Source organism: Chitinimonas violaceus, from assembly GCF_052601015.1.
Genome location: NZ_JBQXDJ010000004.1, coordinates 59,055 through 82,176 on the forward strand (window position 1 = coordinate 59,055; position 23,122 = coordinate 82,176).

Consider the following 23,122-nt stretch of genomic DNA (forward strand, 5'->3'; position numbering starts at 1 on the left):
GGCGGTCACTCAAGGGCTAAAGGGTTGCACCACACCGTGGCCCGCAAGGGCCCGGCCATAGACTTCCTGATAACGCGCCACCGAACTGCGCCAAGTACGCTCCTGCTCGACAAACTGCCGGGCCTGCGCCTTGACCTGGGGCCAACGTTCCTTCTGCGCCAAAACCGACTCCAAAGCCTCTTCCAACGAGCCCACATCGCCCGCCTTGAACAGGAACCCGGTTTCGCCATGGCGAATCAATTCACGGTGCCCACCCACATCAGACGCCACGAACATCCGTCCCTGCGCCATAGCCTCCAAAGGCTTGAGCGGCGTGACCAGCTCGGTCAGGCGGATTGGCAGCCTTGGGTAGGCCAATACATCGATCAATTCGTAATAACGCTGTACCTCGGCATGCGGTACGCGCCCGGTGAAAATCACCTGTTGCTGCATACCGGCCGCTTCCACCTGACTGCGCAGCGCCGCCTCCTGCGGGCCGCCACCAACCAGCAACACACGCAGATTGGGGTGGCGTGGCAGCATGCGTTGCGCCGCACCCAGCAAGAGGCTCAAACCCTCATAGCCATAGAAGGAGCCGGCAAATCCCAGCACTGTCGCGCCATCCAGTCCCAGCTTGCTGCGCAGGGCCGGGTCGGGCTCCACACCAAAGCTGAAAGCAGTCACATCCACCGCGTTGGGAATGACCGTAATGCGCGATTTCGGTATGCCGCGGATCGCGATGTCGCCACGCAGCCCCTCGCAAATGGTGGTGATCTCATCAGCGCGGCGCAGCGCGAAGCTCTCCAGCGCGCGCGACACCTGGTAACGAATGCTGCCCTCCTGCGTCGTACCATGGTCCACCGCCGCGTCCTCCCAGGAAGCACGCATCTCATACACCACCGGCAACTTCAGCTTGCGGCCCACCCACAGGCTGGGCAGCGCGTTAAGCACTGGTGAGTGGGCATGGATCAGATCGGGTTTGGTCGACCGCACTACCTCGGCCAGGCGCTTCGCTGTGAGCCGCATCTGCGTCAGAAGACCTGTCCCCTCTGCACTGGGAGTGCGATAGAACATAAGGCCATCCACCTCCTCACTCGCCGCTGAGCCTGGCCCTTGCTTGGGTGTGGTCAGATGCACCGTCTCCCAGCCCAGCTCACGCTGTTCGCGCAGAATGGACAAGGTGCGGAAGGTATAGCCGCTATGCAATGGCGCCGAATGATCGAGCACATGAAGCACACGCAGGCTCATGACAAGGCCACCGCCTCGGCTTGCTGTTGCGGCGTCACCGTACCGGCATCAAGCACATTGCGCAGGAAAGCCTCGAACATCAGCAGGGTCCACAACGGCGCACTGTAGTCACGTGTCCCCGCCTGATGGGTATCAACCAGATGGCGTAGGTATTCCTGGTTGAACCAACCAGTAGCCGCCAGACGTGGCCCCAGTACCGCATCACGTACACGCTGCTTCAGTGGTCCACGGAACCACCGCGCCAAAGGCACGGCAAACCCCATCTTGGGCCGGTACAGCACATCATCGGGCAGGTAAGGCTCCATCCCTTTTTTGAGCAGGAACTTGCCTTCCTGCCCACGGATCTTCAGCGAAGATGGCAGACTGGCCAACCATTCCACCAGTTCGTGGTCCATCAAGGGTTCGCGTACTTCCAACGAGTGAGCCATGCTGGCGCGATCGACTTTGGTGTTGATGTCGCCAACGAGATAGGTCTTCAGATCGAGATATTGAATCAATGCCAACGGGTCGTCCGTTCCCGCTTTGGCAGCGTGTCGGTCAAACACCTCACGAGCGTTGTAGCCGGCGATCTCCTGTTTGAAACGTGAGCTGAACAGCTGCTCACGCATCGGACCACGCAGGATGGAAACCGAATGGAAATACGCCTCGACCGAGCTGCGCGCCATGCCTTCAAACGTGGTCTTGGCGCGGAAGATACGCGGGGCCCAATCCGCTTTGGGGTACACGCGGCCCAGCAAACCGAACAATGGCCGCCGTACTCCATGCGGCAGGGCAGCGCGCAGCCGCTCCTCCATCAAATGCAGGCGATAGCGCCGGTATCCACCAAAACTTTCATCCCCACCATCGCCCGACAACGCCACTGTCACATGTTTACGCGCCAGCTCGCATACCCGGTAGGTTGGGATGGCTGAGCTGTCGGCATAAGGTTCATCGTACAGCCGCGCCAAGGTGTCGATCAGATCGAAGTCATCGCTTTTGACGGTCTCCATACGGTGGTTGGTCTGGTAACGCTTGGCGACCATCTCGGCAAATGCCGATTCATTGAAAGCCGGGTCGTCAAACGCAATCGAACAGGTATTGACGGGTTCCTGCGACAAGCCCGCCATCATGGCCACCACTGCGCTTGAATCCACTCCCCCTGACAGGAAGGCGCCCAGCGGCACCTCGGCAATCATGCGTAGCCGGATGGATTCACGCAGCTTGTCGGTCATCTGCGCACAGGCTTCTTCCACTGGCAGGGACTTATCGGTACTGAAAAGCACATCCCAATAGGGCTGCTCTTCAAAGACAGGCTGACCACGGCGCAGCGTCAGTGTGTGTGCAGGCGACAGCTTGCGCGCTTGCTTGAAGATAGTCCGAGGCTCGGCCACATAGCCCAGGGCGAAGTACTCCTCAACCGCCAAGGGGTCGATATCACGCGTGAGTCCACCATGCGCCAGCAGGGACTTGAGTTCCGAACCAAAGATAAAGGTGCCGTCAGGCAGAACCGCGTAGTGAAGCGGCTTCACTGCCAACCGGTCGCGCGCGAGGAACAACGTTTCCTGCTTTCTATCCCACAGCGCAAAGGCAAACATGCCGCGAAAACGTTTGACGCAATCCGCCCCCCAGGCGGCCCAAGCATGCACGATCACCTCGGTATCGCTACGGGTGCGGAACAGAAAACCCAATGCCTGCAGCTCGGTGATCAGCGACTGATAGTTATAGATTTCGCCATTGAAGACCACACAGATGCTGCCATCGGCGTTGTACAAAGGCTGCTGGCCGGTGGAGAGGTCAATGATGGACAAGCGCCGGTGCCCCAGGCCCACACCCGGCTCAACATGCACCCCACCTTCGTCCGGCCCGCGATGATGCTGCGATTCGTTCATCCGATGCAGTACCGCGCAGTCAATCTCGCGCTGGCTGCGGGTATCAAAAATACCAGTAATGCCACACATGGTCTTGTCCGCTTCTAGTCGTTGATCGGGGGTTGCGGGCTATGCTGCACCGGCAAAGCGCCGGCCGCGCCATTGAGCGCCTGTCTGAGTTGGTCATAGAGTTGCTGATAGCGCCCCACCATGGCTTCGAGGCTGAATCGCCGTTCTATCAGTTGTCGACCATGCCGGCCTGCTGCATGTCCCTCGTCGGGCGACCGGGCGTAATGCAATATTGCGTTTGCGAGTGATTCAGGATCGGCCGCGGGCACCAGAAACCCGCTTTCGCCCGGTTCAAGCAGCTCGGCGTTGCCGCCCACTTCAGTAGCGATCACCGGCAGGCCGCTGGCCATGGCTTCCAATATCGTGTTGGATACTCCCTCAGCCAACGAAGGCAGCACGAAGCAGTCCAGGCCTTGCAGAATGTCGGCGACATCGCTGCGCCCCCCAGGCAACCACGCCAGGTCGGCTACGCCTGCTTTCGTCAGCATGGCGATGACCTGTTCGCGCAAGGGACCATCCCCCACCAATACCAATCGCAATCTGGCCTTCAACGCCGGCACTTTTTGCAGAACACGGATAAAGGCCTTGGCTAGATTGGTCTGGTCCTTCACGGTCTGCATACGGCCAACCGTACCAACCAGATAATGCGCCGGGTCGGTGAACGGGCATCCCTCAATCGCTTTACGGTGGGTTGCAGGCAGGAATTTGCCGGCATCCACGCCGTTATAGATTTGTGTCACCTTGGCTGTCGGCACCCCGACACGTTGAGTGAGGTAGTCTGCCAAATCACGCGACAACGCGATGTAATGAGTGACAAATGGACGGTAACAACGGCGCAACCACTGGTATTTACGGCTACTGCCATCCAGGTCATCCACATCGCGCCCATGCTCGCCGTGGACTCTTACCTTCACTCCGGCGAACCAGGCCGGCACCTGTGCTTCCAGCGCGGCGAGGTTACGGCTATGAACAATGGTAGGCTGCAGCTGGCGGAACAGACGGTACAGCTGCGGATAGATACGCAAGGCGTGACCCGGCGGCTTGGCCAGGGCAATACATTCGACATCGTCGCGGCAGATGCGGTAGCGGAAGTCCGTCACCTCCGTCAGCGCAATCACCACATGGCGGTAGCTGTCCAACGGCATACGGTTGATCAGATTCACCACCCCATTTTCCAGTCCACCCACATCAAAGCGGTAGACCACATGGGCGACCAGTGGGCGGATATCGGCTGGCGAAGTCATGGCGTCCCCCGTACCTGCTGCAAGCGGGACACCAATGCCGACATCGATGCGGTGAGGAATGCCTGCATGGCTGGCTCGGCCGGATTATCCTTGTCCTGCAAGGCATAGAGCATCAGCACCGCGGTATCGTCGCCTTGCCCGCTCAGTTGCGACAGCGCTGTGTAAGCACGTGCCCAACGTGGGCTGTCAGTCCAACGACCATCCACCCAGTACCAACGCCATATCAGCAACTTACCGCCCTGCCGGTTGACCAGTTCGGCCTGATGTACCGGCAAAGACTGGTCCGGCAGATCAACACGATACCCGCCGTGGCTCAGTTGCTTCCAATGCGGGTCGTCCAGTCTGACCAATACATTGCGCGAACTGATCGCCTTGTGGTTGTCGTCCTGCTGGCGGTAGTAGGCCATATATAGGCCCACGCGCTGTTTACCCTGCTGATAAGCCGCGTTGTGCTGTGTCGATGGCGCTTCCATGACCGGCTGCCAATCGGTGATAGGGTAATTCGACACCTGCCACCCCCCCGTCAGGGCCGACAGATCAGCCAAGGGCGGCAGCTGTTTATTGCCAGTGAACCAAAACCAGCCAGGCCAAAGACTGATCAAACCCAGCAGCAGGATGGCAGCGGGCCAGACCGGACCACGCCCGGCACGGCTCACGCCCATCAGATCGACCGGTGAGGCCACAACCGGCAGTGCATTTTCCTGCCAGCGCGCGCCAATTGAGAACATCGCCAGAATCACAACACCGAAGAAAACCCAGCCGTAGATCAGGTGGTCCACCCCCACAGCCAACTTATTGCCCGACCAATGCCCGATCATCACAATCGAATAAGCACGGGCCCAGTTGGCCACTATCGGCACAAGGCTCGCCACCACGACAAAAATCACTCGGCGCTTGAGCGAGTAGTAATTCATATAAGCGAACAAGGTGCCTACCATCAGCGATGCAATCAGATAACGCACACCGCTGCAGGCCTCCACCACCGACCAGTTGCCAGAGGGGATGACAAACTCCAGGCCCTCGCGATAAACCGGTACGCCGCTGAAACGAACACCCAGCACGACGACATCAGCCGTCCAGGTCATCAAAGTGGGAATCACAAACTCGCCAAACGGTACGGCAAACAAAAGGAACAGCAGGGGAAAGGCTATCTGCCTGGCAACCTGCCACCCAAGCACTGCCGGCACCGTCAGAATCAAGCTGAATACCAGGCCAAACTGCGCCAATACATTGGTCGTCGCCAACGCACCGAGCAGCCAGGCAAATCCCGTCAACGCAAGCAACGGGAAAGCCAGCCAACCGGGGCTCGGGGTAAACCTGCGCAAAGCATCACGGCTGCGCCAAACCAACCAGAGGCTGATGGGCAACACAAGAAAACCATGGGCAAAGGTCTCTGAACGGGACCAAACACCCACCATGTCCCGGACCGTCTCGTGGTAGCAGAACAATAGCCATGCCTGTACAAGCAGCAACGCGGGCAACGCCTTCTGCCAAGCCGACGCTGCCTTCGTGTCGTCATCCGCCTGTACCGATAATGCCGCCTGATGGTTCACATCATTCATCGCAGCACCCCACATCCCACGGCCCACATCCATTCAACGCCACACTCATCCCAGGTTCCGCACGAGCAAAGGGCCGATGCGATTGGCAAGGCCGATCGGCATACGCCGCCATGCTTCAATGAAGTAACGGTATTTGGCGTTGGAAGGGTTGTTCTGGGGAATCGCATCGCGTTTATACAGGCAGTACTCATAGAACAAGGGTTGTGGTTCGAACCCCCAGTTCTTCTTGAATGAATACGAACCCGTACCCTGCTTGCTACGGCCATAGTCGAAGACATGCAAGCCACGTTCACAGGAACGCCGCATCAACTCCCAATATTTGAAGTCATTGGCCGCCATATCGCGCGCCAGCACATCGTCGCCGGCGTAATACGGCAGCACCTCATCTCGAAAATAGAAACTGAGCACACTGCTGAGCACGCGGCCTGATTCATCTTGCACGCTCATGATTTCGCAATCTGCACCAAAGACCTTCTGCAACTCGGCAAAGTAACGTTTAGGCAACGCCGGCGTGCCATGGCGGTGCACATTGTCGGCATACAAGGCGAAGAAACGGTCCACCGTACTGTCGATATGGCTGCTCAAACCATTCTTAATACCTTTGCGTACCATCGCACGCTGCTTGCGGGGAATGGCCAGCATATTGGCTTCCACCTCAGGCAGTATCTCCTTGCGAAAGCTCACGTACAGATCCTGCATGGGCCAATCGGCATGGCGCTGCTTCACATTGCGCAGCTCCAGGTGCTCCACCCCCAGACGACGGGCCAGGACCTGCGCCTCAATTTCCAGGCGCTCCGCCGCAGCCGGGTTGTTTGCAGCCACACCGCCATATACAGCAAAGGGCAACGAGATAAGCGAATTGCCAAACAGCCAGCTCTTGATCTGCGCCAGCGGTAACACAGCCTCGATCGCCCCTGCACGCTCGGCATACAGGAAATGCGTGGTATGGCGGAATACATCGCGGAAGATCTGCAGCCAGCCAGCGCGATGAAAGAAAGTCGCCTGCGGGCAAGCCAACACGAACTCGTCCCAGCGGGCGCACAGTGCCGTGTCTTCAGGTTGAAGCCATTTCACCTGCAATGGGTGGGTATCGCTGTCTGCAACATCGCCAGCGGGCACCTGCCCAGATTGCTTCATCAACAAGCTCGACTCATGCATGAGCGGCAATATCCTGGCTGAGTGGCGATGCTGCCTGCGCCCGGTTCTGATTCAGAAACACTTCGTCCATCCGGCCCCAACGGAAGTCACCGAGCAGGCGGCGTAAACGAGCCTCCATATAGTTCAGGTTCAGGTAATGCCGGAAACGCGTTTTGGCGTTGATGCCCTTGATACGTGGCTGATCCGGGTCGATCTCCCAAGGATGGAAATAGAAAATCGCAGCCTGGCAGTCAGTCTGGTTGATACGTTGCAACAACCAGCGGGAAAGGGGGTACGGCATCAACCGGAAATACCCACCACCACTGGAAGGCCAGTTACGCCCTTGCCAGCGCACGGTGCTGACTGGAATTTCCAGCAGTCCATCGCGTACCGAATGCGCAAAGCGCGGCGCATCGGGCATGCCGTAATGGTCATGCTCAATCGGGTAGATGCTCGAACTGTAGCGGTAGCCTGCACGACTTAGGCAATCGAACGCCCACAAATTGCGCTTCCCGATTGAAAAACTGGGGGCGCGGTAACCTTTTACCTCCTGACCAGACAGAGATTCCAATATCTGCTTTGCGCTTGATATATCTGCGTAGAACGCTGCTTCACTCAGATCACTGGCGCGCTCATGGCCATAACCATGGCTGGCCAATTCATGCCCGCCCGCGACAATCTGCTTCACCACCTGCGGGTAGCGTTCCGCAATCCAACCCAGCGTGAAGAACGTGGCCTTGACGCCACGATCATCCAGCATCTGCAGAATACGATCGACATTGCGTTCCACCCGGCATGGGCGTGCATCCCATTCTTCACGCGGGATGTAGGGGGCAAACGCCGAGACCTGGAAATAATCCTCGACATCAATTGTCAGTGCATTGGTAATGGCGTTGCTACGCATAGGGCAAGGCCCTCCGTACTTAGGGATACACGGTGGCCATCAGCCAGCGTGCCAGATCGTCAGCGATACGCTCTGCCGCTTTGCCATCCCATAGTGCTGGCACGCGGCCCGACTTGCCTCCCTGCACCAGCACTTCATTCACGTACTGCCATATCACTTTCGGGTCGATACCGACCAGGGTGTTCGTTCCCTGCTCGATCGTAATGGGGCGCTCGGTATTTTCACGCAGTGTCAGGCAAGGGATGCCCAAAGCGGTGGTTTCCTCCTGCAGCCCGCCCGAATCGGTAAGCACAAGCTTGGCGCCAGACATCAGACCCAGCATTTCCAGGTAACCTTGGGGTGGCAACAAAGCAATACGCGGGCTGCGCATCAATTCCATCAGACCGAAGCGTTCGATATTGGCCCGGGTACGCGGGTGGATGGCAAAGGCAATCGGCAGGCGTTCCGATATCTCCCGCAACACCTTCAACAACGGCTGCAGGGTTGCCAGCTGGTCAACATTCGATGGGCGATGCAAGGTCACCACTGCATAGCCGTCCTTGTTGTCCAACAGGTCAGTCGGCAAACCGGCATCAGCCAGTGTTTGGGTTACCGGCCGCGCCAGGGAACGGTTGTGCAGCAAGGAGTCGATCATCACATTGCCGGCGAAGCAGACCCGCTCAGCCGCAATCCCTTCGCGTACCAGGTTGTCTTGCGCACCCAGCTCGGTCGTGTAAAGCCGGTCTGCCAGCTGGTCGGTCAGCAACCGGTTGATTTCCTCGGGCATAGCGCGGTCATAGCTGCGCAAACCTGCTTCGATATGTACGACCTTGATGCCTTTCTTCGCCGCGACAAGACTGCAAGCCAAGGTCGAATTCACATCACCCACTACGAGTACGCAGGACGGTTTGTATTCGTCCACAACCGGTTCGAAATGCCGCATGACCTCGGCGGTCTGCACCGTATGCGATCCAGAACCGACACCCAGATTGATATCGGGCTTGGGCAGCTTCAGGTCATCGAACAGCTTGTCGTTCATGTCCTTGTCGTAGTGTTGACCCGTATGCACCAGCACTGTCGGGATCGCCGGCAGATGGCCCGCAAACGCACGCAGTATGGGCGCCATCTTCATAAAGTTGGGACGTGCGCCGACAACGCAGATGACGGGCCCTAGATCTCGCGGCCAAGGCTGGAGGATCAAGTCTGTTTCTCCTTGTCGTTATGCTTTTCTTTTTCCGCGGCACTTTCAGACGCCGCCGGGCGCAGTACGCTCACCAGCTGCTGCATAATGGACATAAGCGACGCCGTATGGCGCTCCAGCCGCAGCATGGACCGTTCCATCCGAATCATCCGCTGCTCAGCCTGCCCACCACGCAGTTCAGCAATCATCCGGTTTGCCTCTTCAGGCAAGGTGCCATCGAGTACGCCACGGGAAATATCGAGGTCGTGCAGATAGCTGTCGATCAGCGAGCCGTGCAAATCTTCCCCACCCAATGTTCCACGCTTGTGACGAGCGGCGGGCGAAAGCAGCTCTTCGTTGATTTCCAGCGCCACCTCTTCAACATCCGATCGGGTGAAGTGTGACTTGCCTATCAGAAAACCCGAGAGGAGCACGCGGTCACACACGGTATTGATACGTCGGGGCACACCGCCGCTGGCTTCGAATACCGCCTCTACTGCGCTTGTATCAAACAACGCTGTGTTCTGCGCGCCTGCGCACTTAAGCCGATGTTCGATATAGCCCTGCGTCTCTTCCTGATCCATCGGGCCGATATGGCAGGCAGCAATCACGCGCTGGCGCAGCTGCTGCATCTGCGGGCTTTGCATGATGCTGCGGAACTCTGGCTGGCCTATCAGGAAACTCTGCAGCAAAGCATGGGTTTCGAACTGGAAGTTCGACAGCATCCGTAGCTCTTCCACCGCCCGTGGCGTCAGGTTCTGCGCCTCATCGACAATCAGCAGGCATCGTTTGCCCTGACGCGCGATATCCACCAGAAACGCTTCCAACGCCAGCAATACTTCGGATTTGCTGTTGTTCTTGATATGCACCCCAAAGGCTGCTGCCACCATGCGGAGCGTGTCCTCGGCATCCATTTGCGTGCTTACCAGCTGGCCTGCCACCACCTTGTTGGAGTCCAGCTTGTTCAGCAGTCCTCGCACGATGGTCGTCTTCCCAGCCCCCACTTCCCCTGTGACAACGATGAACCCTTCATTCTGGTGCAAACCATATTCCAAGAAAGCCGTAGCGCGCTTGTGCTGGGTGCTTCCAAAATAAAAGGAAGGATCCGGGTTCAGTTGGAAAGGCTTGCTGGACAAGCCATAGAAGGATTCGTACATGGCAGTTGGCTAGAATTGGTGCGACAGCGTGCCGGTAAGCGCACTCTCGGCATAGTTACTGGTGCCATCGACCAGAGTCCGGCGCAGGCTGAGTACGGCGCGCGTCAACGGGGAAAGCTGAGTGGTGAACAGCAGACTCAGCCCATCGGTAGTCGTCTCCAAAGGGGTGGCGCCTATACCTTGGCTTTGTTGATGCATCAACATGGCAGTCAGTGAAGAAAGCGGCGAGATTTGATGCGCCCACTGCATGGCATAGCTCTTCTGTTTGATGCGTTCATTGTTGGAGAAGTCGTCAGGTAGGTTCGCCCCAGCCAGCAGGCCCCGCGATTCAGACTGGCTCGCAGAGAAAGTGACAGTATTGCTCGCGCCCAGCAAAGCAACGCTAACTTCACGCCGCTGCTGCACTGAGATACGTGACGTCAAAAATCCACCTTTGATGACACCCTTGGGCGGGATGCCATTCAAGGCCAGAAAGTTATTGACCAAGGTTTCACGCTTGATCGGGTCCGGCTCGATAGTCGCGAAGAGCTTGAAGTACATATCGTAGAAAGTCCCAATATCGCCTGTGGTGAACTGATTGGGCACCACTGAAATATCCCGACTGTTACTGATCTGCCATGTGCTCAATGGTGTCCGATGACTGAGGCTTACACTGGTGCTATCGCCAAAAAACCGTTTCTGCCAGCTTGATGCGAGCCGGGTCCGCTCTGTCGGGTTCCACTCGACCCCCACGCCGGGCGTACTGGTGCTCTCCTTTTTCTCACTGGCGTAATCGTTACGCTCCACCCCGCCGAAGAGCGACAGTTTCAACTGTGTCATGGGCTGATAACCCAGCACTAAGCGGGCGTATTCCGAGTCGGTCTTGCGGCCGTTCTCATACTTGATCTGCTGGCCACCACTGTCGAGCGACCAGGTCAGGCTGCCACCACCCAACCCGCTAAGCCCGGCAGACCACTCTCCGGTATCCACATCGGGTACCTGGGCTGACTTGGCCCTGGTCAACGACTCGCGATACCGAAGCTGGTAGGCGGCAAACCCGCCAAACACGCCTCGCATGTAGGGCGATACCCGGTAATTCGCCGTTTCGGTACGGTTGCTGTTGACGTTTGCATTACTCGTCGGCGAGCCCCCAAAAGCCGAAATATCCTGCTGTGCAATCACCGCATCAAAATCCAGGAACATCCAGTCGTTGAGCAACTCAACCCAACCATTGGTCCCCAGCGAGTTGGTGTTCTTATTGCGCGAGGAGTCCTCGGCATACAGGTATTTCTGCCGGCGGTAGTCAAAATTGAGCTTCACTCTGTCGCCCTCCCCCTTCAGCCGGATACCCGGACTCAATTCGGTGATCGACTCACTCTTTTGCTTGCCCTGTTTCAGCTCCGCATTGTTCGTGATGGTTTCCGTAACGGAAACACTGGGTTCCAGAGACCAATTGCCTGCCAGGGATGGGACCGATACCAACCCCATCGCCACGGCCAACGACCGGGTGACTCCCCATGCCGTATTCGCTTTCTGATCCCCACATACTTCGGCCACAGTACGCCTACGCGCAGGACTACGCGCCATAGCCGTAACCATAGCCATAACCATATCCACCATGCTTCGAGGACTTGACCTGGTTCAACAACATCATCTTCACCGGGCACTCCTCGATAGCGCTCAGTGCATGCCGCACATCGCTCTGCAGCGTTCCCTCGGCACGTACCACCATGACGATCTGCCCCATATGCGCCGCCAACACGCGCGCTTCTGTTGTAACCAGCAAAGGGGGCGAATCGAAGATGATGATCCGATCAGGGTAACGCGAGGCCATTTCCTCCAGCAGTTCATTCATCGCATCGCTGGCCAACAGCTCGGTTGCCCGTACATGAGGAGTACCACTAGGCAATATGGTCAAGGTTTCGATATTGGTACGCAGCAGCACGCCGGACAGATCGTTCGATTCAGCGACGAGCACATCAAGCAGCCCCGGTGCTGGCGGTAAGCCCAACATCTTCAATATCGAGGGCCGTGCCACGTCGGCATCGACCAGCATCACCGTCTTGTCCAACTCCATGGCAATGCTGATGGCCAGATTCGCCGCGGTGAAGCTCTTTCCTTCATTCGGGAGCGCACTGGTCACCATGATCAGATTGCCGTTCTTCACAGGCGCTGCACCTTTGCCCATTGCATTGGCAATCAATGGGCGTTTGATGACGCGAAATTCATCTGCCAACTGGGAACGGGGTGCATTCGGGTAAATCAGGCCCGCGGCAGCAAGCTGCTCCATCTGAAGATTGATATGGCGTGACTTGATCGATACCGGTTCGGTAAGCACTGGCGGCGCTGCTGCAGGTGCAGGACGGCTTGGGGCAGCTACTTTCTCCACGACAGGTGCGGGTACAGGTACCGGCATCGATGTGGGCACCGGGTTCGGTACCGGCTTGATGTCGGCATGACGCGCAACTGGCGCAGGCGCGGTATGCGTAGACTCCGGCACCTCTACGCCAGCCAAGCGCAACTCTTCAAGGCGTTTTGCTGCTTGTTCAATGAGGTTCATCAGTAGTCCTCAAACCGTTCGGGAGGAAAAAACAAACAACAGCGCAATACCCGCGCCATACACCCCGACCAACGAAATAAACCCTGCCACAAACCGGTACAGGCTCCTTTTTTCCCGGCGCTTCGCCGCATCGCTGGCCACCAGCGTGATGGTGCCCAGCAAAGGAAGCCCGCTCAGTTCACGCAGCGTGCGCGAATCGAGAATGACAGGGCGAATCTGGCTGGCAAGGAAGCTTGCCAATACACCCGCAGCCAGTGCCGCCAACAAGGTAAGGGGAAGTAACAACAGACGGTTGGGCGCAACGGGCTGAGGCGAGACACGAGGTGGGTCAATCAGTCGGAAGTCCAACCCGCTTGCACTGGCTTCCATTTCACCCGAAATCGTGGCCGACTCGCGCCGTGCAACCAGACTTTCGTAATTCTTCTTATTAATGTCGTAGTCGCGGTTCAATTGGGTAAATTCGGCTTCGACCTGTGGGATCAACCGAGCAGAGGCCTGCAGATTGTTATAGCGCGACTGATATTCCGATGCTTTGGCGCGCAACGACGCCACATTGGCTTCACTTTCCGCCAGGGATATCTTCAACTGCTGGTAGACCGGGTTTGCATTGACCGAAACGGTAGGATTGTTTTGCGCATCCTTACGGCGGTTGGCAATTTCCTGCTTTTTCTGCTCTTCCAGGTCTTTTAATAAGCGACGCGTACTAACGACATCGGGATGCTGATCGGTAAACCGCTGCAACATCGCATCAAGGTTCTTTTGCATGACCTCGATACGGCCGTCGATTTCAGGAATGGAGATCCCGACTGTCGATTGCGGTGCATCGGGCAGCAATACCGCATCTTCCCCAGAGATTTGGCGCTTTAGCGCATCCCGCGAATTCTCGGCTGCACGCAATTCCAACTTGGCCAATTCCAACGCCGTGCCAACTTCACTGACCCGCCCGAAATAGTCCTTGCCGTCGGACGACTGCACACCGAAATTGCGCAGCTTGAATTCCTTCAATCTGTTTTCTGCGTCTTCAAGCTTCTTTTCATATACACGGATCTGATCGTCGATAAATTTCTTTGCTGTATCCGAATCCTCTCGCTTACCACCTAGGCTGGATTCCACAAAAATAGAAACCAACGATTGCACCACACGCTTTGCTTGGTCGGGCTTAGTATCCCGGTAACTTAATGTATAGAGATTATCGCGGGAGGTACTTTTTATAACCAATGACTTCATCAAGTCATCAATCAATTCCTCCTGCGCATCTTTTGTTTTTATCTTTAGATCCAAATCTGCCATGCGCACCAGCTTCTCAACATTCGGCCGGCTGATCAGTGTTCTGCTTAATATAGAAATCTGTTGATCAACATCAGGCTCAACCGCCAGTCCTGACATAAGTGGTTTCAGAATGGATTGAGTATCAACAAATATCCGGGCGCTCGCCTCATATTTGTCTGGCATTTTAAGTAATACCGCCACGCTGATAATGCCGACGATCCATGCAATGGCCAATCCGAGCCAGCGACGCGTCCACATATCGCGTAATACTTTTATCACCTGCCGAATCAAATCATCCATAAGCCTTGTATTCCATTACAGGCGCCGAAATAAATCCCGACGCCTTATAAAAGATTAATGACGTTCAAAACCAGCTACGCGGAATAATCAACACATCACCCGGTTTCATTTCCACATCGGCAGAAACATCTCCGCGCTTCATCAAATCTTTCAAACGGACACGGTATTGCTTGGAGCCTTCGGTCGTGCGCATCAAAGTCGCACCATTGCCATCTGCAAAGTCAGTAATGCCATTTACTGCAATCATCACATCAAGCAGGGTCATTTTTTGCTTGAATGGAAGAGTTTGTGGCCGGGCAGCTTCGCCAATAACGCGGATCTGCTCACTGTAAGGGCCCACGAAATTGGTCACCACCACCGTTACAACTGGATCACGTATGAATTTACCCAATGCCTTTTCAATGTCGCGCGCAAGCTGCGAGGAGTCTTTACCCAACGCTGGTAAATCTTCGACTAACGGTGCTGAAATTTTTCCATCAGGCCGGACCGGAACCGACATTGATAATTCAGGATTTCGCCATACAACGATATTCACATTATCGCCAGGACCAATTAAATAATTATATTCAGATGAAGCGGCTTTTGCCGGTGCAGGAGGATAATGCGACGCACAACCCACTAGGAGGAACACTGCGAGAAAACTAGTCACAACACTACGAATGCCAATGCCGAAGAATCGATACTGGTCGATACTCATAAGTTTCCTCCAATATACTCAGATTTGCGTTCTTATTAAGAGTAATTCAAACATCGTAACGCAGGGTGACATTCTAGGACATATGGCCGCCCGTGGAAATTTGCTTACCATCCAAACATCGCGTCGCCAAGGCACGACAATTAGCCCTACTTATGCCAAAGCATTTTAAATCACATACTTAACGTAAATAATTACAACAGCATCTCTAATTCCCTCTCTTTCCCGTCGCCAATTTACGACAATTTAATGCTGTAATTAATTAAATTATTTATGTCTAATTATTAGCAATACCGCCAGTGATGAAAGAATTCTCTGTGTGGCACAACGTATGCTTATCGAATAACCGACTGCAAAGTCATTTGTTCGGATTGCATAAATTCACTGCAAATGTGCCATCGAGCACAGCAATCCACTTCTATTCAAGGCAGTGCTACAGGGACACTCATCTTGGACTCGATTTTCGATCTTGGCGCAACGGTTTACGACACATCCACCTATCAATCAGCTAGTTACCATTCCGGTCGTGCCGTTCGTGATACCCCTCTTCCCAAGACTACCCATGAATTGCCATGGTCATTCCCCTCGTCTGGCAATACATTCATTGATGAAATTGCCCTGGGCAGCCAGCAGGTAGCCCTTGATGACAGCCCCTACCGCTTTGCAGTCGCCAAGGAAACCGTCAGCAGAGCCTGTGCCGCAACGCTGGTTTCACAACGTTATCGATGGCGCGGTTATGGCGAAGCCTGTGGAAAAGCACTGCTGAATCCTGTCCAGGCAACCCAAATGACATTTATTGCGACACAAAGCGGGCAACTTGTCGGTACTGTTACAAGCCGGTTGGACGGCGATACGCCGATGAATTGCGAAGCCCTATATCCAGATATCGTCGATACAAAACGTGCACAAGGGCATCGCCTTGCTGAATTCGGCCAGCTGGCGATCAATAACAGCAGTAAGCCGCTGGAAATCATGGGGCCATTACTACATCTGACCGTCATTTTCACTCATCAGAGAAATGCGGCCACTCATGCCCTGATTGAGGTTAATCCGCGACACGTCGCTTTTTACCGACGCGCCTTTGGATTTACTGTGATTGGCGAACAACGCCACTGCCTGCGCGTTGATGCACCTGCGGTACTCATGCAGCTGGATTTGAAAAAAGTACAGGAACAGATAAGCGAACAAGGCGGCCGCCGTAGCGGCCGAATCTCCGTCTTTCCTTATTGTTTCTCATTGGCTGAAAGCAAAGTAATTGAACAAACCTTGCTGGGTTCGCTGTAACAATCTCTCTCATTTAAACCCTATTCAATATTTCACTGCACAACAGTAGTCGGGAACCAAGTACAGAGCGAAAGCTTTATGTACAAAGGTACATTTCGATTTCTGCACTGCGCTGTACCCTGCTGATGATTATCCATGAATAGGTTCTCAGAAAAAGAATTAGAGAACCCCTCAATGGTGAAGTACGATTCACCGGAATCCCCACGGAACTACTCGACGCTGGAATCAGCCAATAAGGAAGCCTATACTCCCTCACGACTTGGCGAGCCTGGAGTAGGTGAAATGCAACGTGAAACGCTAATGCAGATTCTGGACCTCGCTCGCTGGGCACCCAGTGGGGATAATCATCAACCCTACCGATTTGAGATCGTTTCTCCAGTTCATGTAGCAATTCATGGTTTTGATACCCGAAAGCATGTAGATATCGGTAGTAAAGAACCCACGAATTCAGTACCTGTCATTTATGACTACGATGGTCATTCGAGTCATATCGCACATGGTGCTTTACTGGAAACAATGCGTATTGCAGCAAGCCGGTTCAATGTCGCAATGGCATGGCAGATTCGGGATAATTGCAAAGAAGATGCACCTATTTATGATGTGTTCTTCGATGATGCCAAAGTCGACCCAAGTCCCTTAGCCAACTTTATTGAAGCACGCTGTGTTCAACGTAAGTTGATGTCACGTAGGCCTTTAAGCGCAGAGCAGAAAAAATCCCTTATTGAATCGGTGGGAGATCAATATACTCTCCAATTTTTCGAGTCCAGCCAGGATAGAAGAAATGTCGCCAATCTGATTTGGGACAATGCTGAAGCTATCTTGACATGTGAAGCGACCTATAAAATCCACTACGCGGCCGTCGAATGGGGCACCCAATACAGTAAGACTCGCATTCCACAGAATGCTATACCTACAGACCCACTCACTTCAGTATTCATGACGTGGGTAATGAAAAGTTGGAAGCGTGTTAATTTCTTTAATAAGTATATGTTCGGTACGCTCGTACCAAAACTGGAATTATATTTTCTGCCAGCCATATTCTGTTCCAGTCATATCTTAATTAAACCCAAAAATCCGTTGGTTGATTTACAGGACTATGTAGAAGCCGGTATCGCAATGCAAAGACTATGGTTAACAGTCAGCTCATTAGGCCTGTATCTTCAACCGGAAATGATACCCGTCATTTTCCGCTGGTATACCAATGCAGGTAAATCCATTGTTCAGGAACCACCAACATTGAATGCTGAAGCGGCCAAAGGTACAGCGGATTTTGAGAAATTGGCTGGGGTCGACGCGAGTCAACCTTTCAGTTTCTTTTGCCGGGTAGGATTCTCGGCACCGCCAACTTCACGTTCTATTCGCCGTGATCTGAATGACTTGATGTATACACCTGGTAGCTATTAAGGTGGCAATTAAACAGGGCGCACAACATCCTGAAATATCATTTAAAATCAGTTGCTTGCAAATATTATCCGGTGCAAGTTTATGATCTGTTTGATTGCCGGATTAATATTGAGCAACGATCAATACAAAGAACCTATCTAGTATTTATTAAATGAATGAAAAGGAGGGGATGCATCCCCTCCTTTTCATTTGGTCTTGTGAAACGCCCAGACCCAGGCATACATACTTTACTAGCACGGTTGCTGCTGAACCAAGGTCTGAGTGATGCGACGACGGCTAATGGCACCGATACCCAACAAACCAAGTGCAATCAAAGCAACTGAGCCTGGTTCCGGCACCCTCAAGAGGTCAGCACTGCCATCACTGGTTACCCTGCCTCTGGCACAGAACGCAGTACCTTCATTGAAAGGACACGGACCGGCAAATGTGAACGGGTTGGAAATCTTGTTGGTCGTCTGAACCTGCATAAAGAGATCAGTTGGCGAGGAATAGCCTAACCCAGGGCCATCCAAGTCAAGCGAGAATCCATTCAGGAAGGTATCAAACTGTACCAGGAGGGTAGATTGACCCAGCGTTTGATTAGCCCCATTAAAGTCGGCCAGGTCACCGCCGGAAGGCGCACGCATGGACAAGTCCGCCATATCGACCCATGTTGCTGCACTATCGCTGGTAGCTTGCAGTTTGATAGTACCAACACCAGGGGTAAAACTGTAATTGATCGCGCCCGTTATTGAGTTGTACGCCGTCACCACACCGGACAATCCACTAAACACAAAGCGAAGGCCATCGAGTGGTTGGGCAAAGCTCATAGGGAAGCCAAAATCACCAAAGCCGGGGGAGTTCTCAGTTACATAGTTAAGCGAAAAAATCTGACCAAACTCTACAAACTGTGCGCCAACGAAGGGTGTACCGCCAATGCCTAGCTGCTGTAATACCGTTGCATCACCGCCATTTAGGCCTAAGTGACCAATATTAGTGGTGGTTGTACCCCCAGCATCCATAGTCCAGGCATCTTGAACTACCATGGCATGCGCGGCCGACCCCATAGCAGTTACACCAGCTAGAGCGAGCGCCGTAATAAGCTTTTTGAATTGCATCGCTAATCTCCTTTGAACTTGCATGTGTTCCATCGGTATGCCGCACTTGGCGTTGCCCCGAGCCCTACAAATCTGCTGCAGGGCTTATTAAGCAACGCACATGCCAAACAAATAACATACTGTTTTTAAACACATTTAATTCAAGTTTGACGCTTACAACCCGTACCTCCGTAAATTATTCCGACATGCCTTAGAGCCTGTTTACGAGCTGTACCGAGCAGCTGTCAGCAAAGTGCAGCGCAGAAACCGGTATGTACTTGGGCACAAATGGATTCGAGCAGCACGTAAGCTCTGATCACAGCTACGCAGTAAGATCTGAACAGGCGCTTATTACTTCGATGTCCCCTGCGACAACATGGCCATGCCCAGCTTGAAGCCCAACCGCTGTAAAGGATTCCGATAGCCCATGGGACGCCAGCTCCACGCAGCCTGATGGCGAAATGCATCCACTTGGTAACTCCAGGGCGCGGCTCTGATTTCACCCCGGCCGATGATCAGCTTTACCGTCTCGGTCGCAGCCACACCGGCGCACAGCATGCAGCCAGCTACTGTAGAAGGGCCTCGCTTTTCCTGCAGATTGATGCGGTCCGGCTCAACCAGATAACTGTTATGTAAACGTTTTGGGGTCAAGCCCAATAAGAAACGAAGTGCTTTCTCGGTGTCGTTGCACCCCTCGAAACCAAAATACTCTTCAAAGCTCATCTGGCCTGGCAAAAAAACCAACACTGAGGTCCCCATGCCAAGTGGGGCGGCCGTAACAGCAGGAATTCCCAAGCGGTGGCATGCAGCAAAAGCCAGCTGGCGGGCTTTGAATGCGAAGAAGTCCAGCCCATCCACATAAACAGTCGCCCCTTTGAGGAACTCATCGATATTCGACTCATCCACTCCTTTAGGGAAAATTTGAAGATCGATATCGGGGTTGATGTCCTTGACCATCGCACCGATGACTTCAGACTTCGGTCGCCCAACCGAACTAACCATCGCGCCAGCCTGACGGTTGAAATTGGGGAAATCGAAGTTATCAAAGTCGGCTATAGAGAAAGCGCCGATACCAAAGCGAGCCAGTGTCGTAACGTGAAAACCACCAACGCCACCCAGGCCTGCAACCGCTATTCTGGCCTTACGCAGCTTCTGTTGTTCCGCTTCGGTTACCCAACCCAAGTTGCGGGAGAATGCGTTGTCGTAGGGGAATGCGCCCTCGGTTATTGTACTCATGCCATTTTCTCCTGGTTATCCATCCGGCAAGGGCGGTTGCCCCGTCTAGCTCGACTAACTTGTTGTTAACTGATGCGGTGGTTCTCTATGAGCAACTCTCCTTCTGTAGACAATCTTGGCGCTAGCTTCAATAGCTACTTTGAAATCGTACCCGCGTTGAACGAAGCATCGCGGAAAGAAGTATTCCGTGTACGCCATTCGGTGTACTGCAGCGATCTTCATTTTGAAAGCGAACGGGAAGATGGCGAGGAAAGCGATGATTACGATGCACACTCTATCCTGTGCCTGCTTCGTACGCGAGGCAGCAACGCCAAACCGGTAGGTTGTTGTCGGATGATTCTCACTAATCCGGCACATCCTGCTGAGGAATTGCCATTCGAGCATCACTGCACAACTACGCTGGACCGCAGCCTGATAGACCCTGCCAGTCTGGATAGGCGTCGGATAGCCGAAGTTTCAAGACTTGCTGTCGTCTCCGACTTCCGCCGCCGTAAGGAAGAACAGGAGCGGCCTATTTCCATAAGCGAGCAGGATTTCGACCAGGTCGGTGGTGCATCACGCTTTCCATTTATACCGGTCAGCCTTTACCTTGCCTGCGTGGTCATCTCATTACGGGTTGGCATAGATCATTTATTCGTTCTCACTGAGCCCAGGCTGGCTAAGCACTTTTCCAAGATCGGTTTTGACATACGTCAGATTGGCGATGCAATAGAACACCGGGGTTTGCGGGTGCCATCGCATCTGAGCCCAGCAGTGATCGAGCAAAACCTGAAGCCTATGCTTCGCCCGCTTTATGAAGTGGTCAAAACAGCGATTGACCATGGCTTTGAGGCTGCCGCGCTGAATAAACGTTAAGAGCCTGCTGTGTTTCAGCAAAAAAGCCCGGCAAGCCGGGCTTTTTATTTGCGTCAACCGGAGGCAACCACTTCACTCCGGGATAGGTTCGTTGCGGGTTTTCCAAAGCGAATAAGCCACGCCTGCCGCCAACAACCCAAAGGTAACGCCCAGGGAAACCGGAGACGGAATCTTGATGGCGAAATTAACCAGAAATATCTTCACGCCAATGAAAACAAGCACAACCGCCAATGCATACTTCAGATAATGGAAGCGGTGCACCATGGCAGCCAAGGCAAAGTACAGCGCACGCAAACCCAAGATAGCGAAGATATTGGAAGTGAATACGATAAATGTGTCTGTCGTAATCGCAAATATCGCCGGCACACTATCCACCGCAAACACTAGGTCGGTGAGCTCCACCATAATCAGTGTCAGGAAAAGCGGCGTGGCCCATAACACCATCTTGCTCGGGTCCTTCTTATCGGGCGCTTTTACAAAGAACCGGTTACCGTCCAATGTCTCGGTGAAACGAAAGTGCCCCTTCAACCATTTCAGCAACGGGTTGCTTGCCACATCGGTTTCGTCGTCTTTCATAAACAGCATCTTGACGCCCGTAACTACCAGGAATATGCCGAAAAGGTACATGATCCAGCTGAATTGATGAATCAATGCAGCACCCAGGCCAATCATCACACCTCGCATGACAATCGCACCCAAAATCCCCCAGAACAGCACGCGGTGCTGGTAGACCCGAGGGACAGCGAAATAAGTGAAAATCAGACTGATGACGAAGACGTTGTCCATCGACAGGCTTTTTTCCACCAGGAATCCAGTGAAATAATCCATACCGGCTTTGTCGCCCAACGTATACCAAACCCAACCGCCAAAGAGCAGCCCTGCACTGATATAAAAAGCAGATAGTTTCAGGCTTTCCTTTACGCTGATCTCATGATCCTTCTTATTCAGGACGCCCAGGTCCAGCACCAACAGGACCACGACAACGACCGCGAATGTGCCCCACATCCAAAGTGGATAATCCACAGTTTTTCTCCATCCAATCCGACTTCAAACAGACCAGACCGGTTTGCTTAATTAATATTGGGAGAGACGCAGATCACCCGCTCTCTCCCAACCACATCGTGCTTTATTGCCCTGTTCTCGATACTGCCGCTAATCTATATAGGCTCTACCTCACACTACGGCAGATCGTGAATAGGTTCTAAGCCAACTGTTTAAGCGCTTCGATACGAGACTCAATAGGTGGGTGGCTACTGAACAGGCTGCTCAAGCCACGACCATTGATACCCGACGCTGCCATATTCTTCGGCAAATCGCCCGCCTCACGGCCACCCAACACCTGCAGGGCATCGATCATCGGCGCTTTGCTGCCCAACAAGTGTGCAGCACCTGCATCAGCCCGGTATTCACGCTGACGCGAGAAATACATGACCACGATGCTCGCCAGAATGCCGAAGAGGATCTCGAACACGAAGCTTGCAATCATGTAGCCGATACCAGGGCCACTACTTTCCTCATCATTACGACGCAGGAAACTGTCGACCAGATAGCCCGCTACACGTGAGAGGAAGACGACAAAGGTGTTCACTACCCCCTGGATCAAGGTCAGGGTCACCATATCACCATTGGCGATATGGGCAACCTCATGAGCAAGCACTGCCTCGACCTCACGCCGGCGCATGGTTTGCAAGAGCCCTGTCGACACAGCCACCAGCGAGTTGGATTTACTCGGGCCGGTCGCAAACGCGTTTGGCGCACCTTCGTAAATCGCCACCTCAGGCATAGGCAGGCCCGCACGTTCGGAAAGCGTTTTCACTGTACTGACCAACCAGGCTTCATCGTCATTACGCGGTTGTTCGATAACATGTGCCCCAGTACTCCATTTCGCCATCATCTTGGACATCATCAGCGAAATGAACGAGCCACCAAAACCAATCAGGGCAGAAAACGCCAACAACATACCAAAGTTCATACCATTGGCAGTCAGGTAGCGGTCTACCCCCAGCAAGCGGGCGCTGACAGACAGCACCAGCATCACCGCAATATTTGTGGCAAGAAATAACAACATGCGTTTCATGGGAAGTCTCCTTGGGGGCTTACGCCCATTAAATCTAGACTGGCGAAGTGTACGACCCATTCAGCCACGAAAGAATCGAGTA

Annotated in this window: 19 protein-coding genes; 3 read left to right on the plus strand and 16 right to left on the minus strand. The window is 54.1% G+C overall.

All coding sequences use genetic code 11. The features are described 5' to 3' along the window. Positions 1-9: 9 nt before the first annotated feature. The 12 genes from ACUHMQ_RS02465 to ACUHMQ_RS02520 all read right to left on the minus strand — a co-directional run bounded on the left by ACUHMQ_RS02465 (position 10) and on the right by ACUHMQ_RS02520 (position 15,111). Positions 10-1,227 carry a TIGR04063 family PEP-CTERM/XrtA system glycosyltransferase gene (locus ACUHMQ_RS02465; protein WP_445293860.1) on the minus strand — a complete coding sequence of 406 codons (1,218 nt, stop codon included), beginning with the start codon at positions 1,225-1,227 and terminating at the stop codon, positions 10-12. Next, on the minus strand, positions 1,224-3,164 hold the full coding sequence (locus tag ACUHMQ_RS02470; RefSeq protein ID WP_445293861.1) for an XrtA/PEP-CTERM system amidotransferase: 1,941 nt from the start codon (positions 3,162-3,164) through the stop codon (positions 1,224-1,226). Before ACUHMQ_RS02470 ends, ACUHMQ_RS02465 begins: the two co-directional genes overlap by 4 nt. A gap of 14 nt (positions 3,165-3,178) precedes the next feature. Further along, on the minus strand, positions 3,179-4,387 hold the full coding sequence (locus ACUHMQ_RS02475) for a TIGR03088 family PEP-CTERM/XrtA system glycosyltransferase (protein WP_445293862.1): 1,209 nt from the start codon (positions 4,385-4,387) through the stop codon (positions 3,179-3,181). Beyond that, complete coding sequence (gene xrtA / locus ACUHMQ_RS02480) at positions 4,384-5,982, minus strand: exosortase A (protein ID WP_445293863.1); 1,599 nt, start codon at positions 5,980-5,982, stop codon at positions 4,384-4,386. Before xrtA ends, ACUHMQ_RS02475 begins: the two co-directional genes overlap by 4 nt. Before the next feature lie 12 nt (positions 5,983-5,994). After that, on the minus strand, positions 5,995-7,107 hold the full coding sequence (locus ACUHMQ_RS02485; RefSeq protein ID WP_445293864.1) for a FemAB family XrtA/PEP-CTERM system-associated protein: 1,113 nt from the start codon (positions 7,105-7,107) through the stop codon (positions 5,995-5,997). Beyond that, positions 7,100-7,990: an XrtA system polysaccharide deacetylase gene (locus ACUHMQ_RS02490; RefSeq protein WP_445293865.1), complete on the minus strand. Its 891-nt coding sequence runs from the start codon at positions 7,988-7,990 to the stop codon at positions 7,100-7,102. The genes ACUHMQ_RS02485 and ACUHMQ_RS02490 overlap by 8 nt, the downstream gene beginning before the upstream one ends. A gap of 19 nt (positions 7,991-8,009) precedes the next feature. Continuing rightward, positions 8,010-9,170, minus strand: a complete 1,161-nt coding sequence (gene wecB, locus ACUHMQ_RS02495) for a non-hydrolyzing UDP-N-acetylglucosamine 2-epimerase (protein WP_445293866.1) — start codon at positions 9,168-9,170, stop codon at positions 8,010-8,012. Then, complete coding sequence (locus tag ACUHMQ_RS02500; RefSeq protein ID WP_445293867.1) at positions 9,167-10,306, minus strand: XrtA/PEP-CTERM system-associated ATPase; 1,140 nt, start codon at positions 10,304-10,306, stop codon at positions 9,167-9,169. Before ACUHMQ_RS02500 ends, wecB begins: the two co-directional genes overlap by 4 nt. A gap of 9 nt (positions 10,307-10,315) precedes the next feature. After that, positions 10,316-11,890, minus strand: coding sequence for a TIGR03016 family PEP-CTERM system-associated outer membrane protein (locus ACUHMQ_RS02505; RefSeq protein WP_445293868.1), 1,575 nt, complete (start codon positions 11,888-11,890; stop codon positions 10,316-10,318). Further along, positions 11,862-12,845 (minus strand): XrtA-associated tyrosine autokinase, encoded by a 984-nt coding sequence (locus tag ACUHMQ_RS02510; RefSeq protein ID WP_445293869.1) that lies wholly within the window; start codon positions 12,843-12,845, stop codon positions 11,862-11,864. The genes ACUHMQ_RS02505 and ACUHMQ_RS02510 overlap by 29 nt, the downstream gene beginning before the upstream one ends. A 9-nt stretch (positions 12,846-12,854) precedes the next feature. Then, positions 12,855-14,414, minus strand: coding sequence for an XrtA system polysaccharide chain length determinant (locus ACUHMQ_RS02515; protein ID WP_445293870.1), 1,560 nt, complete (start codon positions 14,412-14,414; stop codon positions 12,855-12,857). 64 nt (positions 14,415-14,478) lie between these two features. Next, positions 14,479-15,111 carry an XrtA/PEP-CTERM system exopolysaccharide export protein gene (locus ACUHMQ_RS02520; RefSeq protein WP_445293871.1) on the minus strand — a complete coding sequence of 211 codons (633 nt, stop codon included), beginning with the start codon at positions 15,109-15,111 and terminating at the stop codon, positions 14,479-14,481. A 447-nt stretch (positions 15,112-15,558) separates the two neighbouring features. Here ACUHMQ_RS02520 and ACUHMQ_RS02525 point away from each other — a divergent pair, with 447 nt between their 5' ends. Both ACUHMQ_RS02525 and ACUHMQ_RS02530 read left to right on the plus strand, forming a co-directional pair. Continuing rightward, positions 15,559-16,392 carry an N-acyl amino acid synthase FeeM domain-containing protein gene (locus ACUHMQ_RS02525; RefSeq protein ID WP_445293872.1) on the plus strand — a complete coding sequence of 278 codons (834 nt, stop codon included), beginning with the start codon at positions 15,559-15,561 and terminating at the stop codon, positions 16,390-16,392. 135 nt (positions 16,393-16,527) lie between these two features. After that, entirely contained in the window at positions 16,528-17,796 is a 1,269-nt protein-coding gene (locus tag ACUHMQ_RS02530) for a hypothetical protein (RefSeq protein WP_445293873.1), read from the plus strand. A 230-nt stretch (positions 17,797-18,026) separates the two neighbouring features. Here ACUHMQ_RS02530 and ACUHMQ_RS02535 read toward each other — a convergent pair whose 3' ends face one another. Both ACUHMQ_RS02535 and ACUHMQ_RS02540 read right to left on the minus strand, forming a co-directional pair. Then, the gene (locus ACUHMQ_RS02535) at positions 18,027-18,893 is read right to left on the minus strand and encodes a PEP-CTERM sorting domain-containing protein (RefSeq protein ID WP_445293874.1); all 867 of its coding nucleotides are present in this window, start codon (positions 18,891-18,893) and stop codon (positions 18,027-18,029) included. Between the two features lie 330 nt (positions 18,894-19,223). After that, positions 19,224-20,108, minus strand: a complete 885-nt coding sequence (locus ACUHMQ_RS02540) for a ThiF family adenylyltransferase (RefSeq protein WP_445293875.1) — start codon at positions 20,106-20,108, stop codon at positions 19,224-19,226. Positions 20,109-20,195: 87 nt separating this feature from the next. Between ACUHMQ_RS02540 and ACUHMQ_RS02545 the strand changes: the two genes are divergently transcribed. Continuing rightward, entirely contained in the window at positions 20,196-20,963 is a 768-nt protein-coding gene (locus tag ACUHMQ_RS02545) for a PEP-CTERM/exosortase system-associated acyltransferase (protein ID WP_445293876.1), read from the plus strand. 72 nt (positions 20,964-21,035) lie between these two features. Here the strand turns inward: ACUHMQ_RS02545 and ACUHMQ_RS02550 are convergent, their stop codons facing one another. Then, positions 21,036-21,968, minus strand: coding sequence for a TerC family protein (locus tag ACUHMQ_RS02550; RefSeq protein WP_445293923.1), 933 nt, complete (start codon positions 21,966-21,968; stop codon positions 21,036-21,038). 196 nt (positions 21,969-22,164) lie between these two features. Then, positions 22,165-23,040: a protease HtpX gene (gene htpX / locus ACUHMQ_RS02555; RefSeq protein WP_445293877.1), complete on the minus strand. Its 876-nt coding sequence runs from the start codon at positions 23,038-23,040 to the stop codon at positions 22,165-22,167. Positions 23,041-23,122 lie beyond the last annotated feature (82 nt).